Source organism: Niastella sp. (assembly GCF_045805085.1).
Taxonomy (GTDB): domain Bacteria; phylum Bacteroidota; class Bacteroidia; order Chitinophagales; family Chitinophagaceae; genus Niastella.
The window spans coordinates 1-20,694 of sequence record NZ_JBJMLX010000385.1; the positions used below are offsets into that span (position 1 = coordinate 1).

The 20,694-nt window shown below is 43.9% G+C and carries 13 protein-coding genes; 5 read left to right on the plus strand and 8 right to left on the minus strand.

Features of this window, described 5'->3' with window-relative positions:
• Positions 1-312: 312 nt before the first annotated feature.
• Complete coding sequence (locus ACJ751_RS19670) at positions 313-4,515, plus strand: beta strand repeat-containing protein (RefSeq protein ID WP_407747226.1); 4,203 nt, start codon at positions 313-315, stop codon at positions 4,513-4,515.
• 167 nt (positions 4,516-4,682) lie between these two features.
• Here ACJ751_RS19670 and ACJ751_RS19675 read toward each other — a convergent pair whose 3' ends face one another.
• The 3 genes from ACJ751_RS19675 to ACJ751_RS19685 form a co-directional block, all read right to left on the minus strand.
• Positions 4,683-6,491 (minus strand): DUF885 domain-containing protein, encoded by a 1,809-nt coding sequence (locus tag ACJ751_RS19675; protein ID WP_407747227.1) that lies wholly within the window; start codon positions 6,489-6,491, stop codon positions 4,683-4,685.
• A 157-nt stretch (positions 6,492-6,648) separates the two neighbouring features.
• Positions 6,649-7,695 carry a methyltransferase gene (locus tag ACJ751_RS19680; protein ID WP_407747228.1) on the minus strand — a complete coding sequence of 349 codons (1,047 nt, stop codon included), beginning with the start codon at positions 7,693-7,695 and terminating at the stop codon, positions 6,649-6,651.
• A gap of 186 nt (positions 7,696-7,881) precedes the next feature.
• Entirely contained in the window at positions 7,882-8,703 is an 822-nt protein-coding gene (locus ACJ751_RS19685; protein WP_407747229.1) for an alpha/beta hydrolase, read from the minus strand.
• A 156-nt stretch (positions 8,704-8,859) separates the two neighbouring features.
• On the opposite strand from ACJ751_RS19685, the gene ACJ751_RS19690 reads away from it, so the two are divergent.
• Both ACJ751_RS19690 and ACJ751_RS19695 read left to right on the plus strand, forming a co-directional pair.
• Positions 8,860-12,375, plus strand: coding sequence for a PKD domain-containing protein (locus tag ACJ751_RS19690; protein ID WP_407747230.1), 3,516 nt, complete (start codon positions 8,860-8,862; stop codon positions 12,373-12,375).
• Between the two features lie 4 nt (positions 12,376-12,379).
• The gene (locus tag ACJ751_RS19695) at positions 12,380-13,402 is read left to right on the plus strand and encodes a type IX secretion system membrane protein PorP/SprF (RefSeq protein ID WP_407747231.1); all 1,023 of its coding nucleotides are present in this window, start codon (positions 12,380-12,382) and stop codon (positions 13,400-13,402) included.
• A 1-nt stretch (position 13,403) separates the two neighbouring features.
• Here the strand turns inward: ACJ751_RS19695 and ACJ751_RS19700 are convergent, their stop codons facing one another.
• From ACJ751_RS19700 to ACJ751_RS19710, 3 genes are all read right to left on the minus strand, one after another.
• Positions 13,404-14,294 (minus strand): Dam family site-specific DNA-(adenine-N6)-methyltransferase, encoded by an 891-nt coding sequence (locus ACJ751_RS19700; RefSeq protein WP_407747232.1) that lies wholly within the window; start codon positions 14,292-14,294, stop codon positions 13,404-13,406.
• Positions 14,295-14,387: 93 nt separating this feature from the next.
• Positions 14,388-15,410, minus strand: coding sequence for a fatty acid desaturase family protein (locus ACJ751_RS19705; protein WP_407747233.1), 1,023 nt, complete (start codon positions 15,408-15,410; stop codon positions 14,388-14,390).
• A 21-nt stretch (positions 15,411-15,431) separates the two neighbouring features.
• Positions 15,432-16,325, minus strand: coding sequence for a lysophospholipid acyltransferase family protein (locus ACJ751_RS19710; RefSeq protein WP_407747234.1), 894 nt, complete (start codon positions 16,323-16,325; stop codon positions 15,432-15,434).
• A 333-nt stretch (positions 16,326-16,658) separates the two neighbouring features.
• On the opposite strand from ACJ751_RS19710, the gene ACJ751_RS19715 reads away from it, so the two are divergent.
• Both ACJ751_RS19715 and ACJ751_RS19720 read left to right on the plus strand, forming a co-directional pair.
• Positions 16,659-18,017 (plus strand): MBOAT family O-acyltransferase, encoded by a 1,359-nt coding sequence (locus tag ACJ751_RS19715; protein ID WP_407747235.1) that lies wholly within the window; start codon positions 16,659-16,661, stop codon positions 18,015-18,017.
• 3 nt (positions 18,018-18,020) lie between these two features.
• Positions 18,021-19,034, plus strand: coding sequence for a hypothetical protein (locus tag ACJ751_RS19720; RefSeq protein ID WP_407747236.1), 1,014 nt, complete (start codon positions 18,021-18,023; stop codon positions 19,032-19,034).
• A 13-nt stretch (positions 19,035-19,047) separates the two neighbouring features.
• Here the strand turns inward: ACJ751_RS19720 and ACJ751_RS19725 are convergent, their stop codons facing one another.
• Positions 19,048-19,653 carry a TMEM175 family protein gene (locus tag ACJ751_RS19725; RefSeq protein WP_407747237.1) on the minus strand — a complete coding sequence of 202 codons (606 nt, stop codon included), beginning with the start codon at positions 19,651-19,653 and terminating at the stop codon, positions 19,048-19,050.
• Positions 19,654-19,797: 144 nt separating this feature from the next.
• A complete protein-coding gene (locus ACJ751_RS19730; RefSeq protein WP_407747238.1) occupies positions 19,798-20,373 on the minus strand; it encodes an RteC domain-containing protein in 576 nt (191 codons plus the stop codon).
• Between the last annotated feature and the right edge of the window lie 321 nt (positions 20,374-20,694).

Sequence of the window (20,694 nt, forward strand, 5' to 3'; positions counted from 1 at the left end):
AGTGGAAGAACGTTCACCCAAAAGTATATCAGGTTTGATAACGTTAATTATAATGGAGGTATTGTGCAGAAAGAATGGCGAAGCGTTTTACTATAAGTTTATGAAGTTGTAAGTTATTTTCTTCTGTATTTTATCATTATCACATCAGGCTGACCAGATTTTCCAAAAATTTCGGAAGTCGAAACAAGTATAACATAAATGCTTATCTTCTTTTTAACTTTTTTATGGGTAGAACCGGAGGTTGACCGGTATTTCATTTCTCAAAGGAAAAAGGTATTTTTGGCTTAACCAAGTTAACCCAAAGACCTTTTTATGACGAAGCCTCTTTCCTTGCTGGCGTTTAGTATTTTTACGTTCTTAGCAAGTTTTGCCCAACCGGTTATTCAATCGTTTTCACCGAAATCGGGTGCTACCAATTCCTCAGTTACCATAACAGGTACGGGTTTCAGTAATGTAACAACTGATAACATCGTTTATTTTGGCGGCGCAAAAGCTACGGTTACAGCCAGTACAGCCACCACTATTACGGCTAGTGTGCCGGCTGGCGCTACTTATCAGCCCATAACAGTTACCACCAATAACCTCACAGCCTATTCTGCGCTGTCATTTCTGGTGTCGAATGGTGGAAGCGGCGCAGGCCTTCCCTACTCAGCAACTTCTTTTGTACCGAAGCAGGATTTTACAACCGGCAGATATCCACATGGCCTTGCTGTGGCCGATTTTAACCTTGATGGAAAGCCGGACCTGCTGGTATCAAAAGGCAGTTCGGGCACTGTTTCAGTACTAACCAATACCACTACAGGAAGTACGTTGTCTTTTGGCGCCAGTTTAGAAGTGGCCGCCGAAAGTAATGGTCATGAAGCGCCGGCCACCGGCGATCTGGATGGTGATGGAAAATTGGATATTGTTGTACCAAACAACTGGAACGTGAGTTCGGTTACTGTATTAAGAAATACCACGGCTGGCAGTACAATAAGTTTTGGCTCCAGGATCGATCTCCCCATTGCAAGTGCTTCTTACGCAGTTGCCATCGGCGACCTGGATGGCGACGGTAAACCGGATATAGCAGCCGTAAACAGTGGCACAGGCATCAACCTTGTTTCTGTTTTCAGGAATACCAGTACGCCTGGTAATTTATCTTTTGCTCCCCGGGTTGACCTGAGTGGCGGATTAGGCCCATTCAGCATTGCTATAGCCGATCTGGACGCTGACGGAAAATCGGAGATCGTTGTAACGGGTCAGTATTCCAGTTCATCACACCTGAGTGTTTTGAAAAATAATTCTACAGCAGGTAATATCTCGTTTCAGGCGCCGCTGCAACTGGCCATTGTGAACGGACCATTTTCTGTAGCCGTGGGCGATTTAAACGGCGATGATAAACCTGATGTGGTAGCTGCCAGCGCTTTCTCCAATGCAATAGTGGTAAAACGGAATACGAGTACGCCAGGCGTTCTCAGTTTTTCAGGAACACTCGATTATTTTACGACCGGTAACTATACGGAAGGCGTTGCCATCACCGATTTTGACGGAGATGCCAAACCAGATGTGGTTGCTACCAATAACAGTGACAATTCAGTATCGGTATTGCGTAACACCGGTACGGCCGGCAACATTTCTTTTGCCAGCCATATTGATTATGCAGTAGGCAAATATCCCAATTATGTTACCTGTGGTGACCTGGATGGCGACGGCCGTATGGATATTATTGCTGCTAATACATCAGAGGAATATGTATCTGTTTTACGGAACATTATTGGCGCAAATATAGCGCCGGTGATCAATTCCTTTACACCCGGTACCGCTGTTAACGGAACTACGGTAACTATTACCGGATCAAATTTCACCGGGGTAACCGCCGTAAAGTTCGGCGGTGTAAATGCGGCTTCTTTTACGGTTAATTCCAACACAAGCATAACGGCCATTGTTGGGCCAGGCGCCAGTGGTGAGGTAAGCGTAACAAATCCTTACGGTACTTCCGTACTTTCAGGATTTGTATTCAATGGACCTATTATAAATTCATTTACTCCCGTAATAGGGGTTGCAGGTACCGTAGTAACCATTACCGGTACCAATTTCACAGGCGCTACTACGGTAATGTTCGGAGGCGTACCTACTACTAACTTCAGCGTTAATTCGTCTACAACCATTTATGCTACAGTTGGCAATGGCGCCAATGGCGATGTGTCGGTAACCACCGCCAACGGTACCGCTACCCGGCCGGGTTTTAGTTTTGGCGTGCCCGCTATTACCAATTTCACGCCAACGGCTGCAGCTGTTGGAGCAACTGTAACAATAACAGGTACCAATTTTAGTGCAACCGCTTCTGATAACACCGTATTTTTTGGTGCGGTAAAGGCAACGGTTTCATCAGCCTCGCCTACACAACTGAGTGTTATAGTACCGGCAGGCGCCACATATGCCCCCATTACTGTTACCAGCAATCATCTTACGGGCTATTCATCAATGCCCTTCAATACCACGTTTACAACCAGTAACCCGCAATTATCCACTACCTCATTTGTGCCTGCGGGCGATTACGTTACTGGTGCATACCCCTGGGCGGTTTACTCCTGTGATTTAACTGACGACGGTAAACCTGAGTTGATAACAGCCAATTCGGTTGGCAATAGCATTTCTATCTTTAAGAATGCCAGTTCTGTAGGTAATGTATCTTTTGAAAATAGTGTGAATTTGTCTGTAGGGAACGATGCAAAACATATTGCCTTTGGCGACCTTGACGGTGACGGCAAGCAAGACCTTGCTGTAATCAATTTTAACCAGGGTCTTAAAAGCACGTTGTCTGTTTTCCGGAATAATAGTACAGGCGGAAACCTGAGTTTTGCCCCGAAAACTGACATCCCAACCGGCGATGGCTCATTGAGTTTGGCTATTGCCGATTTAAACGGCGATGGTAAACCAGATGTGGTGGTTACCAGTGGCAATTCCGGTTATGTTTCCATTCTTCAAAATACTACTGTAGGAACAGCCATCGCATTTGCCCCGGCCTTTAATCTTACCCTGCTTTCGCACGCTGATGAAGTGGCCGTGGCTGATTTTGACAAGGATGGCCGGGTAGATCTTATTGTCTCCAATTGGAGCGGTTCAAGTCTCTCTGTGTTCAGGAATGTGAGCACAGGCGGTAACCTTTTACTAACGCAATTGCCTGATATCACCACCGGTATCTATCCGGGTCAACTGTCAGCAGGCGATATGGATATGGATGGAAAACCGGACCTGCTTCTCAATTACAATGGCGCGGTTTCATACCTGCGAAATATGAGTTCACCAGGAAATATTTCTTTTGTCAATCTTCAGAATTTTAATTTCTCAGTTAGAAATACCAACCTGGGTGATCTGAATGGCGATGGAAAACCTGATCTTATCGCAGGTCTTTCAAGAAGCGGTAAGATCTCCATATTTGAAAACACCACACCGGCTCCGGCAAGTATAACTTTTGGTACCAACGTTGACTTTGCTACTGGCTCTTATGATACGTATGCAGCTGTTGGTGATCTGGATGGCGATGGCAAGCCCGAATTGGTGGCCGCCAATACAAACCCTTATAAGATAACTATTCTGCGAAATAGTATCGATGCGCCTGTTATTACACAATTTTCACCTGTCATTGCACACAAGGGTGAGGTTGTTTCCTTTACCGGATCAGGATTTACCAGTGCCAGTGTGGTGACGTTTGGCGGTACAACGGCTATGTCATTTACAGTAGTTTCCCCAACTAGGATCGATGCAGTGGTTGATGGCGGCGCCTCAGGCAACGTAAGTGTGACAACGCCGGCGGGAACAGGAAGTATGTCTGGCTTTAAGTTTATGCCGGAAATAACATACAACGGCACATCCATTATTTGCAACAACAGTTCTGTTATATTTACGTCAACCGCTGCCGCTAACAACCAATGGTATAAGAACGGCGCTCTCATTAATGGAGCTACCGGTACTACTTATCAGGCAACAACAGGCGGTACCTATACTGTAACAACAAGAAACGCTGGAATTACTACTACATCACCTGTTAGTGTTGTTGTGAACCAAATTACAGTGCCTACGCCAACCATTACATTTAGTAGCGGTGTGTTAACATCCAATGCTGTTACCGGCAATCAATGGTTTTTAAATGGAACGCTTATACCAAATGCAACAGCCCAAACATATCAACCTGCAGTAGCTGGTAATTACACGGTTCAGGTAACATCTGGTGTTTGTACCAGCGATTTTTCTACACCTTATAATTACATAGCTACTCCCATTTCTGGTCAAAACCTCGTGTTAGCGCCAAATCCGGTACGAAATGTATTGACCATTCAATGGGACCCGGTTCTTGGACAAACGCTTGCTGTAGAGATAACAGATATGTATGGAATGCCGGTTATTTTTAAGCAAAGCATTTCTTCCGGAGGAACCTTCAATGTAGCTGGATTACCTACCGGTACTTACTTTATAAAACTGTATGGAGCAGGTAAAAAGCCTGTATCGATCCAGAAGATCCTGAAAGTGAATTAAGAGTTAAGGGAATAAATGGAAAACCCGGGTTAAAAGACCTGGGTTTTTTTATTTTGCGAACCGGGTTGGCCTAACTGCCTATTTTTTGACAACTCCGTCATGATAAAGTCCAAAAACAAAAATCCCTCCCGACGAGTCGAAAGGGATTGAAATTGGTTAATTCTAGATCATTTACTGGCAGCAGCCCATTCATCCATGCTTTTTTCCACCAACTCAAGTGGCATGCAACCAAAATGAAGAAATTCATCATGAAAGGCAGATAAGCTAAATTTATTACCCAGTTGCTGGCTGTATTTGTTTCGCAATTCCCGGATCTTTAAAGCGCCGATCTTATAGCTTAAAGCCTGTGCGGGAAGGGCCATGTACCGTTCAATTTCTGCGGTGGCGCCTTCTTCTGAAATGGCTTCGTTTTCCATCATATAAGCAATAGCTTCTTCACGCGTCATGTTTTTTGCATGCATGGCCACATCAACCACTAATCGAATGGCGCGATGCATTTCATCCCCCAGCGCGCCCGCGTATTGATAAGGGTCTGTGTACAAACCCAGTTCTTTACCAAGGCTTTCACAATACAGAGCCCAGCCTTCACCATACGCGCCATACCACAAATAACGTCTGAACGTAGGCAGCGCCGTATTTTCCAACGTTAAACTAACCTGGTAATGGTGGCCGGGAATAGCTTCATGTAAGAATAAACTTTCCATGCCACTGGTGGTGTTGAAGGTAGTGGCATCCAGGATAGGTACATAAAAAATGCCCGGGCGTTTTCCGTCTACGGTTCCCTGTTTGTATTCGGCACTGGCGCTGGCTGCCCTGAAGGCTTCCGTTTGCCTGATCTCGAATTTCATTTTCGGCGTGTGGCCAAACATGTCTTTCAGGTGCGGCTCTATGCGTGCCTGGATGTTCCTGAAGGCGTTGAGAACCTCCTCAGGGGTTTTATAAGGCATAAAGCGTTTGTCGGTACGCATGTACTCGAAAAAGGCTTTCAGGTCGCCTTTAAAGCCTACTGAATTTTTCACACTGTCCATAAGCCCGCGAATGCGTTTTACTTCGGCCAACCCCGTTGTATAAATTTCGTCCGGAGTTTTAGGAGTGGTTGTCCAGTATCTTACCAGGAAATTGTACAATGCAGGCCCATCCGGAACATCTTTAATACCAGTGGTTGTTCTGGCTTTGGGCAGGTATTCTTTCTTCAGAAAATCAGCCAGTTTTTGAAAAGCGGGCGACAGGCTGGTTTTTATAAGTGGCGTAAAAGCAGCGGTCAGTCTTTTTTTATCAGCTTCAGGAAAGCTGGCGGGCATGCTTTTTACGGGACCGTAATACAAACTTTTGGTTACATCGGTCGCCACCATGTTTTGCATCTGGACGATCATTTTCACAACCAGTTTCGCTGGAAGAACATTACCAGCATCTATCCCTTTTTTGAAGTACACGATGGCGCTGTCGGCCCAGGCCGGAAAGGCAGCAGCCCGTTTTAGCCAGTTGTCATAATCACGTACGGTGTTAAAAGGCTGAGCGCCCGCGCCGCTTCCCATTTGTCCGAAGGTAAGGGGTAAGCCATAAAACTGGTTAAAGGGCACATGTCCATCAACAGAGTAATCGATGGTGGAAAGGTATTGGTATTTCAGGCCCTCGATACTCATTTCCATTTCCCGTTTGAAGATATCGTAACTGGTACGGTCGGTTTCGTTGAGTTGTTCCCGATTGAATTGCTGAACCGCCTGGAGGTTGGCTGCAAAAAAGGCGGTTAATTTTTGCCGGTAGCTATCGGTAAATTCCGCCGGTAGCTGGTCGTTATACAGGGAATCGCCGTTGATCGTAGCTTCCACAGGCAAGAGTGCCATCCGGTCGTTATAATACTTTTCAAAGAGAGCGGCCAGGTCTTTATTACTGGCTACAGCTGTAGTGGTAGACACCTTGTTTTTGCATGCTGCCAGTACGCATACTATCAGGAGTGCCGGAAATAATTTATTCATAGTGACATTTTAAAAGAGCCTGAAATTAGATAAATCTGCGCATGTGGCAATATGTTAAGCTGGATTGATTACATCTAATGGATCTCGTTTATTTCTAAAAAAATCCCTCCTGTCCCGGCTAAGCCGGGACAGGAGGGATTTACACTGATTTATGAATTTATTTATAGGCGATCAGGGCGCTGGCAGGGCCGGAAAGGTGCATTATGTCAACATGGCTAAAACCTGCTTCCTTTGTCCAACTGGTAAAGTCAGCAGCCGTATAATCAAAACCACCGTGCGTTTCAATCAACATGTTCAGTGACATCAGCATGCCAAAGGTATTTTCCTTTCGTTCATCATCGATGACATTCTCGATCACCACGAATGCACCGCCTGGAGGCAACGCATTATAAGCTTTTTGAATGAGCATTTTTTTCTGCGTCAGATCCCAGTCATGCAGAATGTTTCCCATGGTTATCACATCGGCCTTTGGAAATTCATCATTAAAGAAATCGCCTGATCTTGTTACTACCCGGTCCTGCAGTTGATGTCGTTCAATATTGCGGGTGGCAATGGGCGCCACCTGGGGCAGATCCCAACTGGTAGAAAGTATAGAAGGATGATGTTTTGCAATTTGAATAGAGAGGTCTGCACCGGCCCCGCCCACATCGCAATGCGTATAATAATGATCGAAATTAAACTGGCTGGCAAAGGCAATAAAATTACCCGTTTGTATACCACCCATGGCGGCAATAAACTCCTCCAGCCGGTTTTCATCTTCGTACAGGGTCTCAAACAGTGACTTCTTTCCGCTTTTAACTTCGTTCTGAGGCATTCCTGTTTGCAAAGCTTCTTCCAGATTGTTCCAGAAAGGATAAAGCCGGTTGTTGGCCATTTCCAGGATGCCGCCTATATAACAGGACTTGTTTTTGTCAAGATAGGCATCTGATTCCAGGGTGTTGCAATATTTTGCTTCGGCCCCAGTGCCTTCGCGGTGTAAAAAATTCATGGACACCAGTGCATCGAGAAAATCGGCGAGCCCTCTTTGCTGAAGGTTCAGTGCAGTTCTGATCTCTTCCCCCGTTTTGCTTCCCTGCGCCAACAACGTAAATAATTTAAGATTAACTGCCGATAGCAAAACCTTTGATGACCAGAAAGCAAGTCCTGTTTGCATGATCCGGGTAGGCGTTACCACCACATCGGTCGAGATTGTTTCCGTAACCATAATTCAGTTTTTTAAAAATGAAAAATCCTTCGTTGCCTTGTTACACTACGAAGCTACCTTGTAAGAGAAGGTTTGCGGAGCGTTTCAATGAATGCCGGATGGTTGGGAACTATCTGAATAAAATACGGAATAAAGAGGTGGACAAGGGGGTAGGGGAAGAAGCCGCTTTCGCGGCTACTAATTTAACTAATTTTTTATTTCTTTCTGTAGTCTGGCAATTTCTTTTATCATCAACGGATAGGAGGCCAGCGGCATGCTGCCATGATCGTATCCATCCATTTTATAGAGCTTTACCTCAGCAGCTTTATTTAACAGGAGCATTCTGTAGAGGTAGGCATTTTCTTCGTACCGGCCAAGCATCTCTTTTTCTGCATCGCCCGTAAACAGAATAATGGGTGGAACATCCTGTCTTACATGATAAAGCGGGGCATATTCATCAATTATAGGTTGCGTGCCTTTTATACCTCTTTCATCCCTGATGGTAAAATGGGTGATGGTCTGTGAACTGAGCGAGATAACACCGGCTATCTTGTTGGCGTCGATGTTGTATTTGTTAAGGTATTTTTTGTCCATCGTTATCATTAATGAAAGATAGGCGCCTGCAGAATGTCCGGATAAGAAGATGGCATTAGGGTTTCCACCAAACTCAGCAATATGGGTGAACACCCAACTGGTGGCCGCTGCAGCGTCTTCAATGCAGGCCACTGCTTTTACTTTTGGCGAGAGCCGGTACCCCACGCCAATGACAGCAAAGCCATTATCCATAAGTTGTTTAGGGATCTCTTTGCTACCACCCGTTAGTCCGCCGCCATGGAACCATACCACGGTGGCAAAGTTCTTCTTGTTTGTAGGATAATAAAGATCAATGGTGCATTGCGACTTGATATACCCATCGTTTTGCGAAGTGGTTGAAGGATAGTAGCCGATATCCTTTTTTATTTCATACGTAGTTTGCGCATTCAGTTGCAGGCAGGTAACAATTAAAAGGAGCAGAATCGTTTGTTTCATAGTGATGCTTAAGTTATTATAGGAAGGTAGGCAAAATATCGTGTATGCTTCTACAGTCGGCTTTTGTTAATGAATGGTTGTTTGAATCAAATATTAAACTTTTAAATTTATCTTCAGTCGAACAACGTTCAAGACTAACATCCCAACCCCGAGCCCATGCCCAGCTTGCTGAGAACCGTATTGGTACTGACGGCCCTATGCATTTCTTCCCTATTAACAGCACAGGATTTTTCCAATAAAGGGAAAGATTTCTGGATCGGCTATGGCAATCACGTACGCATGTTTAATGGCACCCCAGCCGAAAAAATGCAGTTGTACATTACTTCCGATGTGGCCACTACAGGCCAGGTTACTATTGCAAGTATCGGGTTCACACAAAGCTTTACCGTTCAGGCTAATCAAATTACCACCATTGATATTCCGAGAAGTGCCGCTTTACTGGATGATGGGTTGTATAACCACGGCATTCATGTTACTGCTGATAAGCCGGTAGTAGTGTATAGTTTTATTTATGTAAGTGCTGTTTCCGGCGCCACCGTTTGTTTGCCCACCAGTACGCTGGGCAGGGATTATTATTCCGTGAATTACACCCAACGCTCCAATGATCCCGATTCTTATTCCTATTTTTTTGTAATAGCCGCCGATACGGGAACTACTACCGTAGAAATAACCCCGGCTGCCACTACAAAAGGCGGGAAGGCGGCGAACGTTCCTTTTCTGGTTACGTTACAACAGGGTCAGATCTATAATGTGCTGGGCACCATTTCAGGCACCAGTGGCGTTGACCTTACCGGTTCCCGGGTGCGATCGCTGAATAACGGTTCGGGTTGTAAACGGATTGCGGTTTTTTGCGGAAGCGGAAAAATTACTATTGGTTGCCCGGGAGCCGGTACGGCCGATAACCTGTACCAGGAAATGTATCCCACTGCTACCTGGGGAAAGAAGTACATCACGGTTCCCAGTCTTACCAACCCCACGAATATTTTTCGCATCATAAAATCTGATCCTTCAGCAAACGTAACGCTGAATGGAGCAGCCATCGCGGGAACCGGTTTTGTAAACAATTTTTATTACGAGTTTACCAATAAAACAACCAATGTTATTGAGTCAGACAAACCCATCCTCGTAGCCGAGTATTTTACTACCCAGGGTTGTGATGGCAATTCATCGCCGGGCGATCCGGAGATGATCTATTTAAATCCGGTTGAACAAACCATTGCCGCAGTTACTTTAAATTCCATGCAGCCGGCGGGCATTAATATCAATACGCATTTTCTGAATGTGGTGTTGAAAAATGATGTGGCGGCCATCAGTAGTTTTAAAATAGATGGGGTATCGTATAACAACTTTACGCCTGTACCGCAGGATAATGGTTATACCTATGCGCAAATACAGACAACGGCCGGCACGCATAATATTACCTGCGACACCGGTTTCAATATAATTGCCTATGGGCTGGGAAATGTGGAGTCTTACGGTTTTTCGGGCGGCATGAATTTGAAAGACCTTTACCAGTTTATTTCTATAAAGAATGAATACTCCATCGTTGATTACCCGGCAACCTGTACGGATGCGCCTTTTAATTTCTCCATGACCTTTCCGTATATGCCCACAAAAGTACAGTGGCAGTTCGGTGGTTTATATCCCGATGAATTAATCAATGCACCGTTGCCCGATTCCTCATTTGTAAAAAATGGCAAACTACTATACCTGTACAGGCTGCCTAAACTTTATAAAGGACCGGCGCCAGGTACGTATCCTATCAGGATTATAGCGAATAATCCCACACCCGATGGTTGTACCGGTGAACAGGAAATAGATTTCGACCTGAAGGTATACCCGAAACCAACGGCTGATTTTGCTTTTACCGGTACCTGTTTGGGCGATACCACTTTCTTTACCGATCAATCTGTAACGGGCGACAACCCGATCATCAAATGGTCGTGGACTTTTGGCAATGGAGATGTGTCTGGCGCAAAGAATCCTTTTTACCTGTACAAAACAGTGGCCACTTATAATGTGTCCTTATCAGCTATAACGCAGGTGGGCTGTCTTACCGATACTGTTCAAAAACCGATAACCATAAATCCTTTGCCGGCAGCGTCTTTCCAAACTACCGGACCCTATTGTGTGGGACATGATATTGTTGTGCAGGATGCATCTGCCATCAGCAGCGGTGCTATTGCAACATACACCTGGAGTATGGGTGATGGCCAAACGCTGACCAAAACATCCAACGCCGCTTTCAATTATGTATATCCCGCAACTGGCAGTTACACCATTAATTTAACTGCTACAAGTGATCAGGGCTGCAGCAATAAAGCACCTGCAAAACAAATAGCTATTACGGCCCAACCAACAGCCGGTTTTATTTTGCCGGAAAACTGTTTGTCTGATCCTTTCTCAAAATTCACCGATACCAGTACCATTGCCGATGGCACCCAGGCTTCTTTTCAATACCTGTGGAAGTTTAACGATCCTAACGCAACAGCAGCGAATAATACCGCCACGACACAAAGCCCGCAGCATAAATACATCGCTACCGGTAATTATACGGTGTTTGTAAAGGTTACTTCCAATAACGGCTGTGCCGATTCAATTAAACAGGTGCTCACCATAAATGGCACCACGCCGCAATCTGCATTCGCCTTCGACGATGGCAATGCAATCTGCAGCAACAAAATGCTGACGTTCACCAATAATTCAACAGTTGACTTTGGTAACATTGTACGCCTGGAAATTTATTGGGATTATAGCAATGACCCTACCAACAAAACAGTAGATGAAGATCCCACGGCCGGGAAAAAATACAGTTCTCCATATCCTGTATTGTATACCCCTGATACAAAAGATTACCTGGTACAGGTGGTGGCTTACTCCGGAGAAACCTGTTTAAGTACTTCAAACAAAACGCTTACGGCAAAAGCCATCCCTGAACTACAGTTCAACCCCATTACTCCTGTTTGCATAGATGTAGCGCCTTTTCAAATAACCCAGGCGTCGGTGTTAAATGGACTTGCCGGAAATGGCGTATATGTCGGAAAAGGCGTTAGCCAGTCTGGCGTGTTAAGCCCGGCCATAGCAAAAGCGGGTATAGATACCATCCAGTACGTTTATACCGCTGCGAATAGTTGTGTAAATTCAATAAAGCAAACGGAGCAGGTGTATCCCTTACCAATAGTAAATGCAGGGCCCGACAGCTATTTGCTGGAAGGGAATTTTCTTACGTTGCCGGCGACGGCTTCAGGCCAAAACCTGAGTTATAGCTGGTCGCCGCCTACTGCATTAAGTAACCCGGCTATATTGCAACCGCAGGCATCGCCTGCTGATGATATCAGTTATACGCTCACGGCCACTTCAGGTGAAGGTTGCAACGCTTCAGATGACATCTCCATCAAAGTATTAAAAGCGCTGCATATACCCAATGCATTTTCACCCAATGGTGATGGCATCCATGATCGCTGGGAGATCAAATATTTGAACACCTATCCTGGTGCTACGGTAGAAGTATTTAACCGGTATGGACAACTGGTTTACAAGTCGGCAGGTTATTCGCAATCATGGGATGGAACGTTCAATGGAAGTCCGTTGCCCGTAGGTACGTATTATTATATCATCAATCCGAAGAATGGCAGAAGCCAGATGGCGGGTTATGTAGATATTATTCGATAGCAATATGAAAAAACTGTACATAGGCTGCTTGTTGGTTTGTTGTGTAATAGTTGTGCAGGCACAGCAGAAACCACACTATACCCAATATATTTTGAACAACTATATTTTAAATCCGGCGCTCACGGGTATCGAAAATTATTGGGATGTAAAAGTAAGCGCCCGGGACCAGTGGGTAGGATTGAAAGGGGCGCCGCGAACAGCTTATGTAACTATACAGGGACCTATTGATAAAGAAGATACAAAAACCACCCCCACTTCTTTTCAATTACCCGGACAAAATCCGCGCGGCGAATCCTATTGGGAAAACTATACACCTTCCAAGCCACACAGTGGTATTGGGTTGATCTTATTAAACGATCATACCGGTAACTTCAACAACTTTACCGCTAATGTTACCTATGCCTATCATATAGGAATAACGCCAAACACCAACCTGTCGGCAGGTTTCGGAGCCGGTATTAATCAGTTGCACCGCGACCTTTCCAAAACCGACTTTGGCGATGGCGTTACTATAGATCCGGCGCAAACCAGTGGCAACATAAATAAGTTGAAACCCGACCTCAATGCAGGCCTTTGGTTGTATTCAGGGGATTATTTCGTTGGGGTATCTGCACAGCAGATCATTCCTTCAGCTATAAGTTATGGAGATAATACTGCGCCGGTTTCCGGCAAAGCGGTGCCGCATTTTTTTGCCACAGCGGGTTATCGCTTTTTGTTGAACGACGATATCAATGCATTGCCTTCTGTTATGGTGAAATACGTGTCGGGAACACCTACGAATCCGCAGTTTGATGCAAACATTAAATTGCAATACCAGGATCTGTTGTGGCTGGGAGCCAGCTATCGTTTCCAGGATGGATATGCCGGGATGGTTGGACTGAATGTTGCCAATACTTTCAACTTAGGATACTCGTACGACTATACAAAAACAGCACTGAATACCGCCAGCAAAGGCACGCACGAACTCATCATAGGCTTTTTAATTGGTAACCGGTATGCAGATACCTGCCCGAGAAATGTATGGTAGATTAATACGTTAATAAAAGCCTGTCATGTACGTTTTCGTCGTTCAGGGTTTCACCTTCCTTTTGAAATCTTCTTAGCATGGAAATACCCACGTCTACAAATACTTCCCGTTCAAACAGGTTCCGGGGAATTGGCAGATCACAAAAGAAGTTGCCTGATTTTTTATGACCATCGATGCTCAATGCTACCAATACTCCTTTGCGTTTTGCCCGGGCTATTTCTTCAAATAGTTCAAGCAAACTAAAAGATTGCGCACCATACAGAATACTCTGACTAAATGAGTAAGGCGGATCGCAGTAGATCAGATCGCCTTTTTTAGCCAACGCGAAAGTCTTTTTGTAATCGGCATGAATAAAATCTGTGTTCTTTACACGGCTGTACCAGCAATCAACCCTTTCATTAAAAGATTCCGGGGCGATTGGCGTATGTGCACCACAGGGGGTGGACATATACCCGTCGGCTTTTCTAAACCTGATTACGCCGCCGTAACAAGACCTTGATAAGAAAAGAAAATCGGCCCCGTTAGGGTTACTGTTATATGACTGTTGGATTTTTTTATAAACCTGTTCTTTCGTTGTGCCTTTTTTAATAAGGCTTCGGCGCTCGGCATACCAGGCTTTTAATGTTGAGGGCTTGCTTTTTAAAGTTTGCCAGATCTCGATCAATGGTTTAAAGGTGTCTGCCCCAATACCGTTAGCAGGCGCTACGGTTGCTAAAATGGCCCCGCTGCCTAAAAAGGGTTCAAAATACCGGTTGTATTGCGTAGGAAAGTTAGCAGTGATGACAGCTGCAAATTTTTGTTTGTTCCCAATCCATTTTAACAGTTGGCCTTTAGGCGGATAAAATCTATCAACGAGGTTGGATGGGTCCGCCTGCGTGCTTGTTTTTATCATAGATGCCAGCATCCTGTTTGAGGATAGGTAAATATAACTAAAAATCCCTCCCGACTCGTCGGGAGGGATTTGCACGTAATGTATAGTTTAGTTCTAACTAGCGGTTGTTATCGCGTTTATGGCGGGCTGTTGGTAGTACACATCTTTAAGTCCCACCATGGAATTGGTACCCGGATCCCAAACCTTCAACCGGAAACAGGCCACGATATCCCAGGGATTCAATGTGGTTGTTTTTGCTTCCTTTAATTGCGGAAGCTTGTCCATTACTTCGGGAAGACGGTAAAACGGAATGCGTGAATTGATATGATGGATATGATGATAACCGATATTCGCTGTCACCCATTTCCAAAAAGGATTCATCACCATATAGCTGCTCGATGACATCGCCGCTTCCTCATAGCACCAGTCATCCTTTTCGCGGAAGGTTACGCCCGGAAAATTATGCTGCGCATAAAACAAATACGACCCTACCATAAAGGCGATCAAAAATGGGATAACGGCCGCCAGTAACCACGTAAGCCAGCCCAGGTAAACAAAAACCAATGCACTAATGGTAAAGTGAACGATCAACGCGATGAGGGAGTCCCAATGACGTTTGGGTGCACTGACAAAGGAGCGCACACACATGCCCAGAATAAACATGGTAATATAGCCAAACAAAATGGTCAGCGGGTGACGGATGGCCAGGTAACTACGCTGCTCGGCTTTGGATGACTGCAGAAACCGTTGTTTGGTCATGATCGGGTATGACCCGATGCTGGCGCTGAATAATTTCGAATTATGATTGTGATGATAATCGTGTGACCGCTTCCAGATGCTGGTAGGCGCCAGGATGAAAATACCGTACAGGGTGAAAAGAATATTGGCAGCCACTGACCGGTTAAGAATGGTATGATGCTGGTGATCGTGGTAGATCACGAACATGCGCACCATGGTAAGTCCGGCGCCAATACTGCAGCCAATTTTTAAGAAGATGTTATCTGAAAAATAAATGCCTGAAACCAACGCCATCAGGATCGCAAGTGTAGAGAGGCTGTAAAGCCAGCTTTTCCATACAATTTCTTTGGCAAACGGTTTTGTAGCAAGGATCAGCTCCCGACCCGGTTTTTTTTGCATGATTTAAAACAAGAGGGTTTTTTATACGAATGATTTTTTTTCTACCGGGCGTTTGTGCTTCCATCGTCTGTGTGACCAGAGCCATATTTCAGGTTGTTCACGAATATCTTTTTCCAGTCTGGCTGTGTGCAATTCAGAAATTTCTCCGTCGACGGTGTTTTTAGCGTTTTCTGCCAATACTTCCGCCAATATGTTGTAATAACCTCTTTTTTGTCGCTTTATTGTTATATAAACAATAGGATAACCCATTTTTTGGGCAATTTTTTCCGTGCCCTTGAAAACAGGTGTATCCTGGTTTAGAAAGGTGGTCCAGAAGGCATTTTCAGGGGAAGGCGTTTGGTCGGCAATAAAGGCAGTGGTGCTGACCATCGATTTGTGTCTCACCATGTCTTTGTAGGTGTCTTTCATGGCAATAAGACCGGTGCCAAAACGCGTACGCATGCGATACATCAAACCGTTGAAGTATTTGTTGCGAAACGGATGATAGACCACAAACAGTTTTTGTTTACAAAGGAGGCTGAAGGTATTGCCTGCCCATTCCCAATTGCCGTAATGACCCATTACGAGCATGATGCTTTTTCCTTCCTGGTTAAATCGGTCGAAGATATCTTTTGCGCCGGGGCTTAATGTGCAACGTTTTAACATGGAGGAACGCCCGATGGTAAGCGTTTTAAAACTCTCGAGAAAGAGATCGCTGAGGTAGTGATAGTAATCCTTACATAATCTTTTGATCTCTTTTTCCGGTTTTTCGGGGAAAGAATTGCGAAGGTTTTGCAGGACTACTTTTTTTCGATAGCCAAAAACGTAATAAAGAATAAAATAGAACCCGTCACTAACCCTGTATAAGATGGGAAAGGGTAGGAGGGAAAGCAAATAAATGAATGGTACCGAAATGTAATAAATAAGCCCTTGCATGCGGCCCCAAGATAACTTTTTATGGCGGGATACAAACTAATCCAGTAATTGTTTAATGTTAAAATCACATTTTTTTTCAAACTTTTACGTGTAATCAATTAGGCAATCCCCGTAAAAAAACCGATTGGCCACCCCCGGGGGGCGGTATTCGGGATCAACTGGCCGGCTGATATCCGGTAGAAAATGCCTAACGGACCCCACGGACATAATTTCTGTACATTTGGATGATGAAAAGGGGTGACCTGATTTGTAATAAAACTTTCATTTGTAGTGTTATTTAATTCCGTCGAATTCTTATTGTTCTTACCGTCTGTTTTTATACTGTATTGGTTTGTGTTTAGCAGGTCACTGCACTGGCAGAATGTATTGATTTTGATAGCCAGTTATTTCTTTTATGGCTGGTGGAGCTGGAAATTCATGGTCCTGCTGGTCATTAGCACTTTCCTCGATTACCTGTATGGTTTTGGCGTGGCATTACAAAACATAAAAAAAGCCAGGCTTTTTTTATGGTTGAGTGTTTTGAATAATCTTGGCATTCTGGGAGTGTTCAAATACTATAATTTTTTTGCGTTACAATTTCAACAGGCGCTTGCCTTACTGGGTTTACATTCAAATGTAGTTTTATTGCAGGTTGCCATACCTATAGGCATTTCCTTTTATACCTTTCATGGTATGTCGTATGTGTTCGATATATACCGTGAGAAGCAAAAGCCTGTAAGGAACTTTATTGATTATGCTGTCTTTGTATCATTTTTCCCATTATTGGTAGCCGGCCCTATTGAAAGGGCCAGTCACCTGCTGCCCCAGATCCGGAAAAAAAGGTTTTTTAATTATACGCAGGCTGCAGAAGGTTGTAGACTGATATTATGGGGCCTGTTTAAAAAAGTGGTGGTGGCAGACAGTCTGGCGATTATTGTAGACAACCTATTTACCCATTATCATGATCAGCATGCTACCTCACTCATGGTAGGGGCTATTGCTTTTTCCTTTCAGATCTATGGCGACTTTAGCGGATATACTGACATCGCTTTAGGTACCGCAAAGCTGTTTGGGTTTGAATTGTTAACTAATTTCAGGTTCCCCTATTTTTCACGTGATATTGCCGAGTTCTGGCGCCGCTGGCATATCTCCTTGTCATCGTGGTTCAGGGATTATTTATACATTCCGCTGGGAGGTTCCAAACAGGGAAAATTAAAGGCTGTGAGAAATACGTTTATCATTTTCCTGGTGAGCGGTTTCTGGCATGGGGCCAATTGGAAATATATTGCATGGGGTGGTATTCATGCCTGTGGATTTTTGCCATTGCTGCTGTTAAACCGTAACCGAAAATATGCAACGGATGTTGTTGCCCGGGAACGCAGGCTGCCTTCGGTAAAGGAACTTTCGCAAATGACAGTCACTTTTGCTTTTGTGACATTTGCCTGGGTGTTCTTTCGCGCCGCTGATATGAAGGAGGCCATCGGGTATTTGAAATGTTCCATTACTAATTTTAAGCAACCGAAAGATCTTTTAATGTTCGGGAACGTATGCTGTTATGTTATTCCCTTAATAGCCTGCGACTGGTGGTTGCGCAGAGATGAGCGTAGCTTACAGGTTCCTCAGCGAATTAAACCAGTTGTATATATTGTACTGGCGTTGCTGGTGCTGTTCTACTTTGGGAAGCAAACCAATTTTATTTATTTTCAGTTTTAGGAAATGAAGCAATTTTTAACAAAGACTATCCTGTACCTGCTGGTAACGGTACTATTATCAGGTACTCTTATTTACCTGTTCATTTCCCAAAAGCCTGAATTCTTTTTGGGAAATGCTGTGGATTATTTTCAATGCCAGTATCAATATGGCCAGATCAATAAGAAAACCGGGTTCACAAATATTATCATCGGCGATTCGCGGGGAAATGCAAGTATCAATCCTCGCCAGCTGGGGGAAAAATGGATCAATTTATCCATACCGGGGAGCGATCTTTTTGAAGGCTATATTACATTGAAGAGATATCTGCAGTATAATAAAGTGGATACTTTAGTAATGGTTTATGGAATGAGTTATATCAGCGAATACTCCCGTTGGTTTAATCTCAGGACCATTCCTTTCCAGTTTATTAATTATAGCGAGCTGAAAGAACTGGAACAATTAGAAAGAAAATATAACTATCTTTTTCATAACCGGGCCGCAGGCCATGCTACCCTCAGATACGATCAATTTATCAGGAAATTAAAATATCTGCATGCTCCGTTTTCTTACCGGGAAACGTTTTGGGATGGCTTACATAGTTTCTGCTTTTCTCAATCGGAGGCCGGTATTGCAAAACAAAAAGTTATTACTCAATTGAGCAAATACCGTGGCTATACAAACTTTGGCGTTGCCGATTCGAATATCACGAACAATATAAATGCCAATCTTCGATTTGAGCCCGGACTGATCAATCAGCATTATCTTGACCAGATCATGCAGTTGGCTGCTGAACATGATATAGCTGTATATTTAATTGATCCGCCCATGAACCGGGCTTCCTTTAATTCCTATAACAAATCGGTGTATGAATCTACTATAGATCAGTTTCTGGAAGAGCTGCAAAAAAAGTATCCCCGGTTATGTGTTTTGCAAACCGATGTTTGGTTGCCGAATACTATGTTCGGCGACCCACTGCACGTAAACAACAAGGGTACCACCTGGATTTCGGCGGAAGTGAGAGACCGGTTGAGTAGGTAGCTTGTTCACCACTTTAAAGATCGTTTGTAGTAGCGGCTTCTTTATTTTGGCGGAGGGCTCTTTCAATGCGTTTGTCAGGTATAAGCCATATTAAAGCAGCTATAAGGTAAATTAAACCTGCAATAAGAGAATTCACCCAGGATAAGGCAATGGCTGCTAAATACAGGAAAGGCGAGATCTTACCTTTTAGATCCTTACCAATAGCTTTTTTTAGCAGGGAATCCCTGCCTTCCGTCTTAATGATCAGGCTTTGTAAAATGTAATAGGCCAGGCCCGCCATCAGGAGAATAAAGCCATACAGGGACATAGGAGCAGCAGAAAAATGGTTTTCGCCTATCCACCCGGTTGCAAAGGGTATCAATGACAACCAAAACAGGAGGTGCAAATTTGCCCAGAGAATGTTGCCGGTAACCAGGTGAACGGTAGACACCATATGATGATGATTATTCCAGTAGATACCAATGTAAAGAAAACTTAATAAATAGCTCAGAAAAATGGGAATAAGCCCTTTCAGATCAGAAAACTGTTCGCCGTGGGGCACTTTTATTTCCAGCACCATAATTGTAATAATAATGGCCAGTACACCATCGCTAAATGCTTCTAATCTTGCTTTTTTCATTATAAAATTTAATGTTGGTTCAGGAAAGCTAAACAAAATCGGATAATTCTATTCTGCGCCAAATTTAATTCAAACAAAAAAAGGCCCCGACGGATCGGGACCTTTTTTTGTTTGGTATTTGGCCTCCTGTAATAGTCTGTCTGCTTAACCAGCCTGCCTTAAAGGGATCTCAGTATAGATCTTCTCCTGGATATACTTTTTATATTTTTTCAAAGCAACCAGCCTGCCAAGCAAGCAACTATACGAAGTACTATTAAAATCAAAAATATTTACATTGCTACCGAAAAGTAGTGGTTGCTGATTGTTATGCTTCAGGAAATATATATCTGTGCCGGCTTGTTGCTGCTTATAGTTCTGGCAGGCCTCTTTGAATTTGGACATACATTCAAGGCAGGTATTCAATTCCCTTTTCCAATAGTTTCCCCTTTTTGTATAATCTTCCGGCTGAAATAAAACCGATTTGTAGAGTAAAGTAAAATAATCAATCAATCCGGTGAAGCGTGGTTTCTGGCTCTTATAAAAACTAACTTCTTCTTGTTGATCCATGAATTGGTAATCATGAGTTATCTTTTCAATGTTTAGCCATGCTTGCATGGTAGCAGCAAATCCCCACTCTATCCATTTCATTTCATCAGGCGATTGAGATTCATGACTTTGAATTTCCAGCTGAATTCTTTTATAAGCCAGCTGGCATTGTTGTAATAAAAATGATTTTTTCATATGCAATCGTTATCAGAATTGAAAAATAATTTTTCAATAGGATCCGGATCTTCATTCTGCCATTCTAAGGAAAGTTACAACCGTTTACTGCGAAACATGGGGTGCAAATCATTCAAAAAGGGGGGAGAAATGATACAATGTCTTTAAACTTCGGTTGCAAAATCGATTATCAGGATGGTCCTTGCTAAGAAGGATTCATCCTTCTGGCTTATTCTAATAGCTATCATAGAAAATAGTTGCCTCCGCTGCTTTCCGTTTCTCCCATTGCAACAACTCGAGTTCCGGTTGAGTATAAAAACCGTCTGTATAACCTACACACAG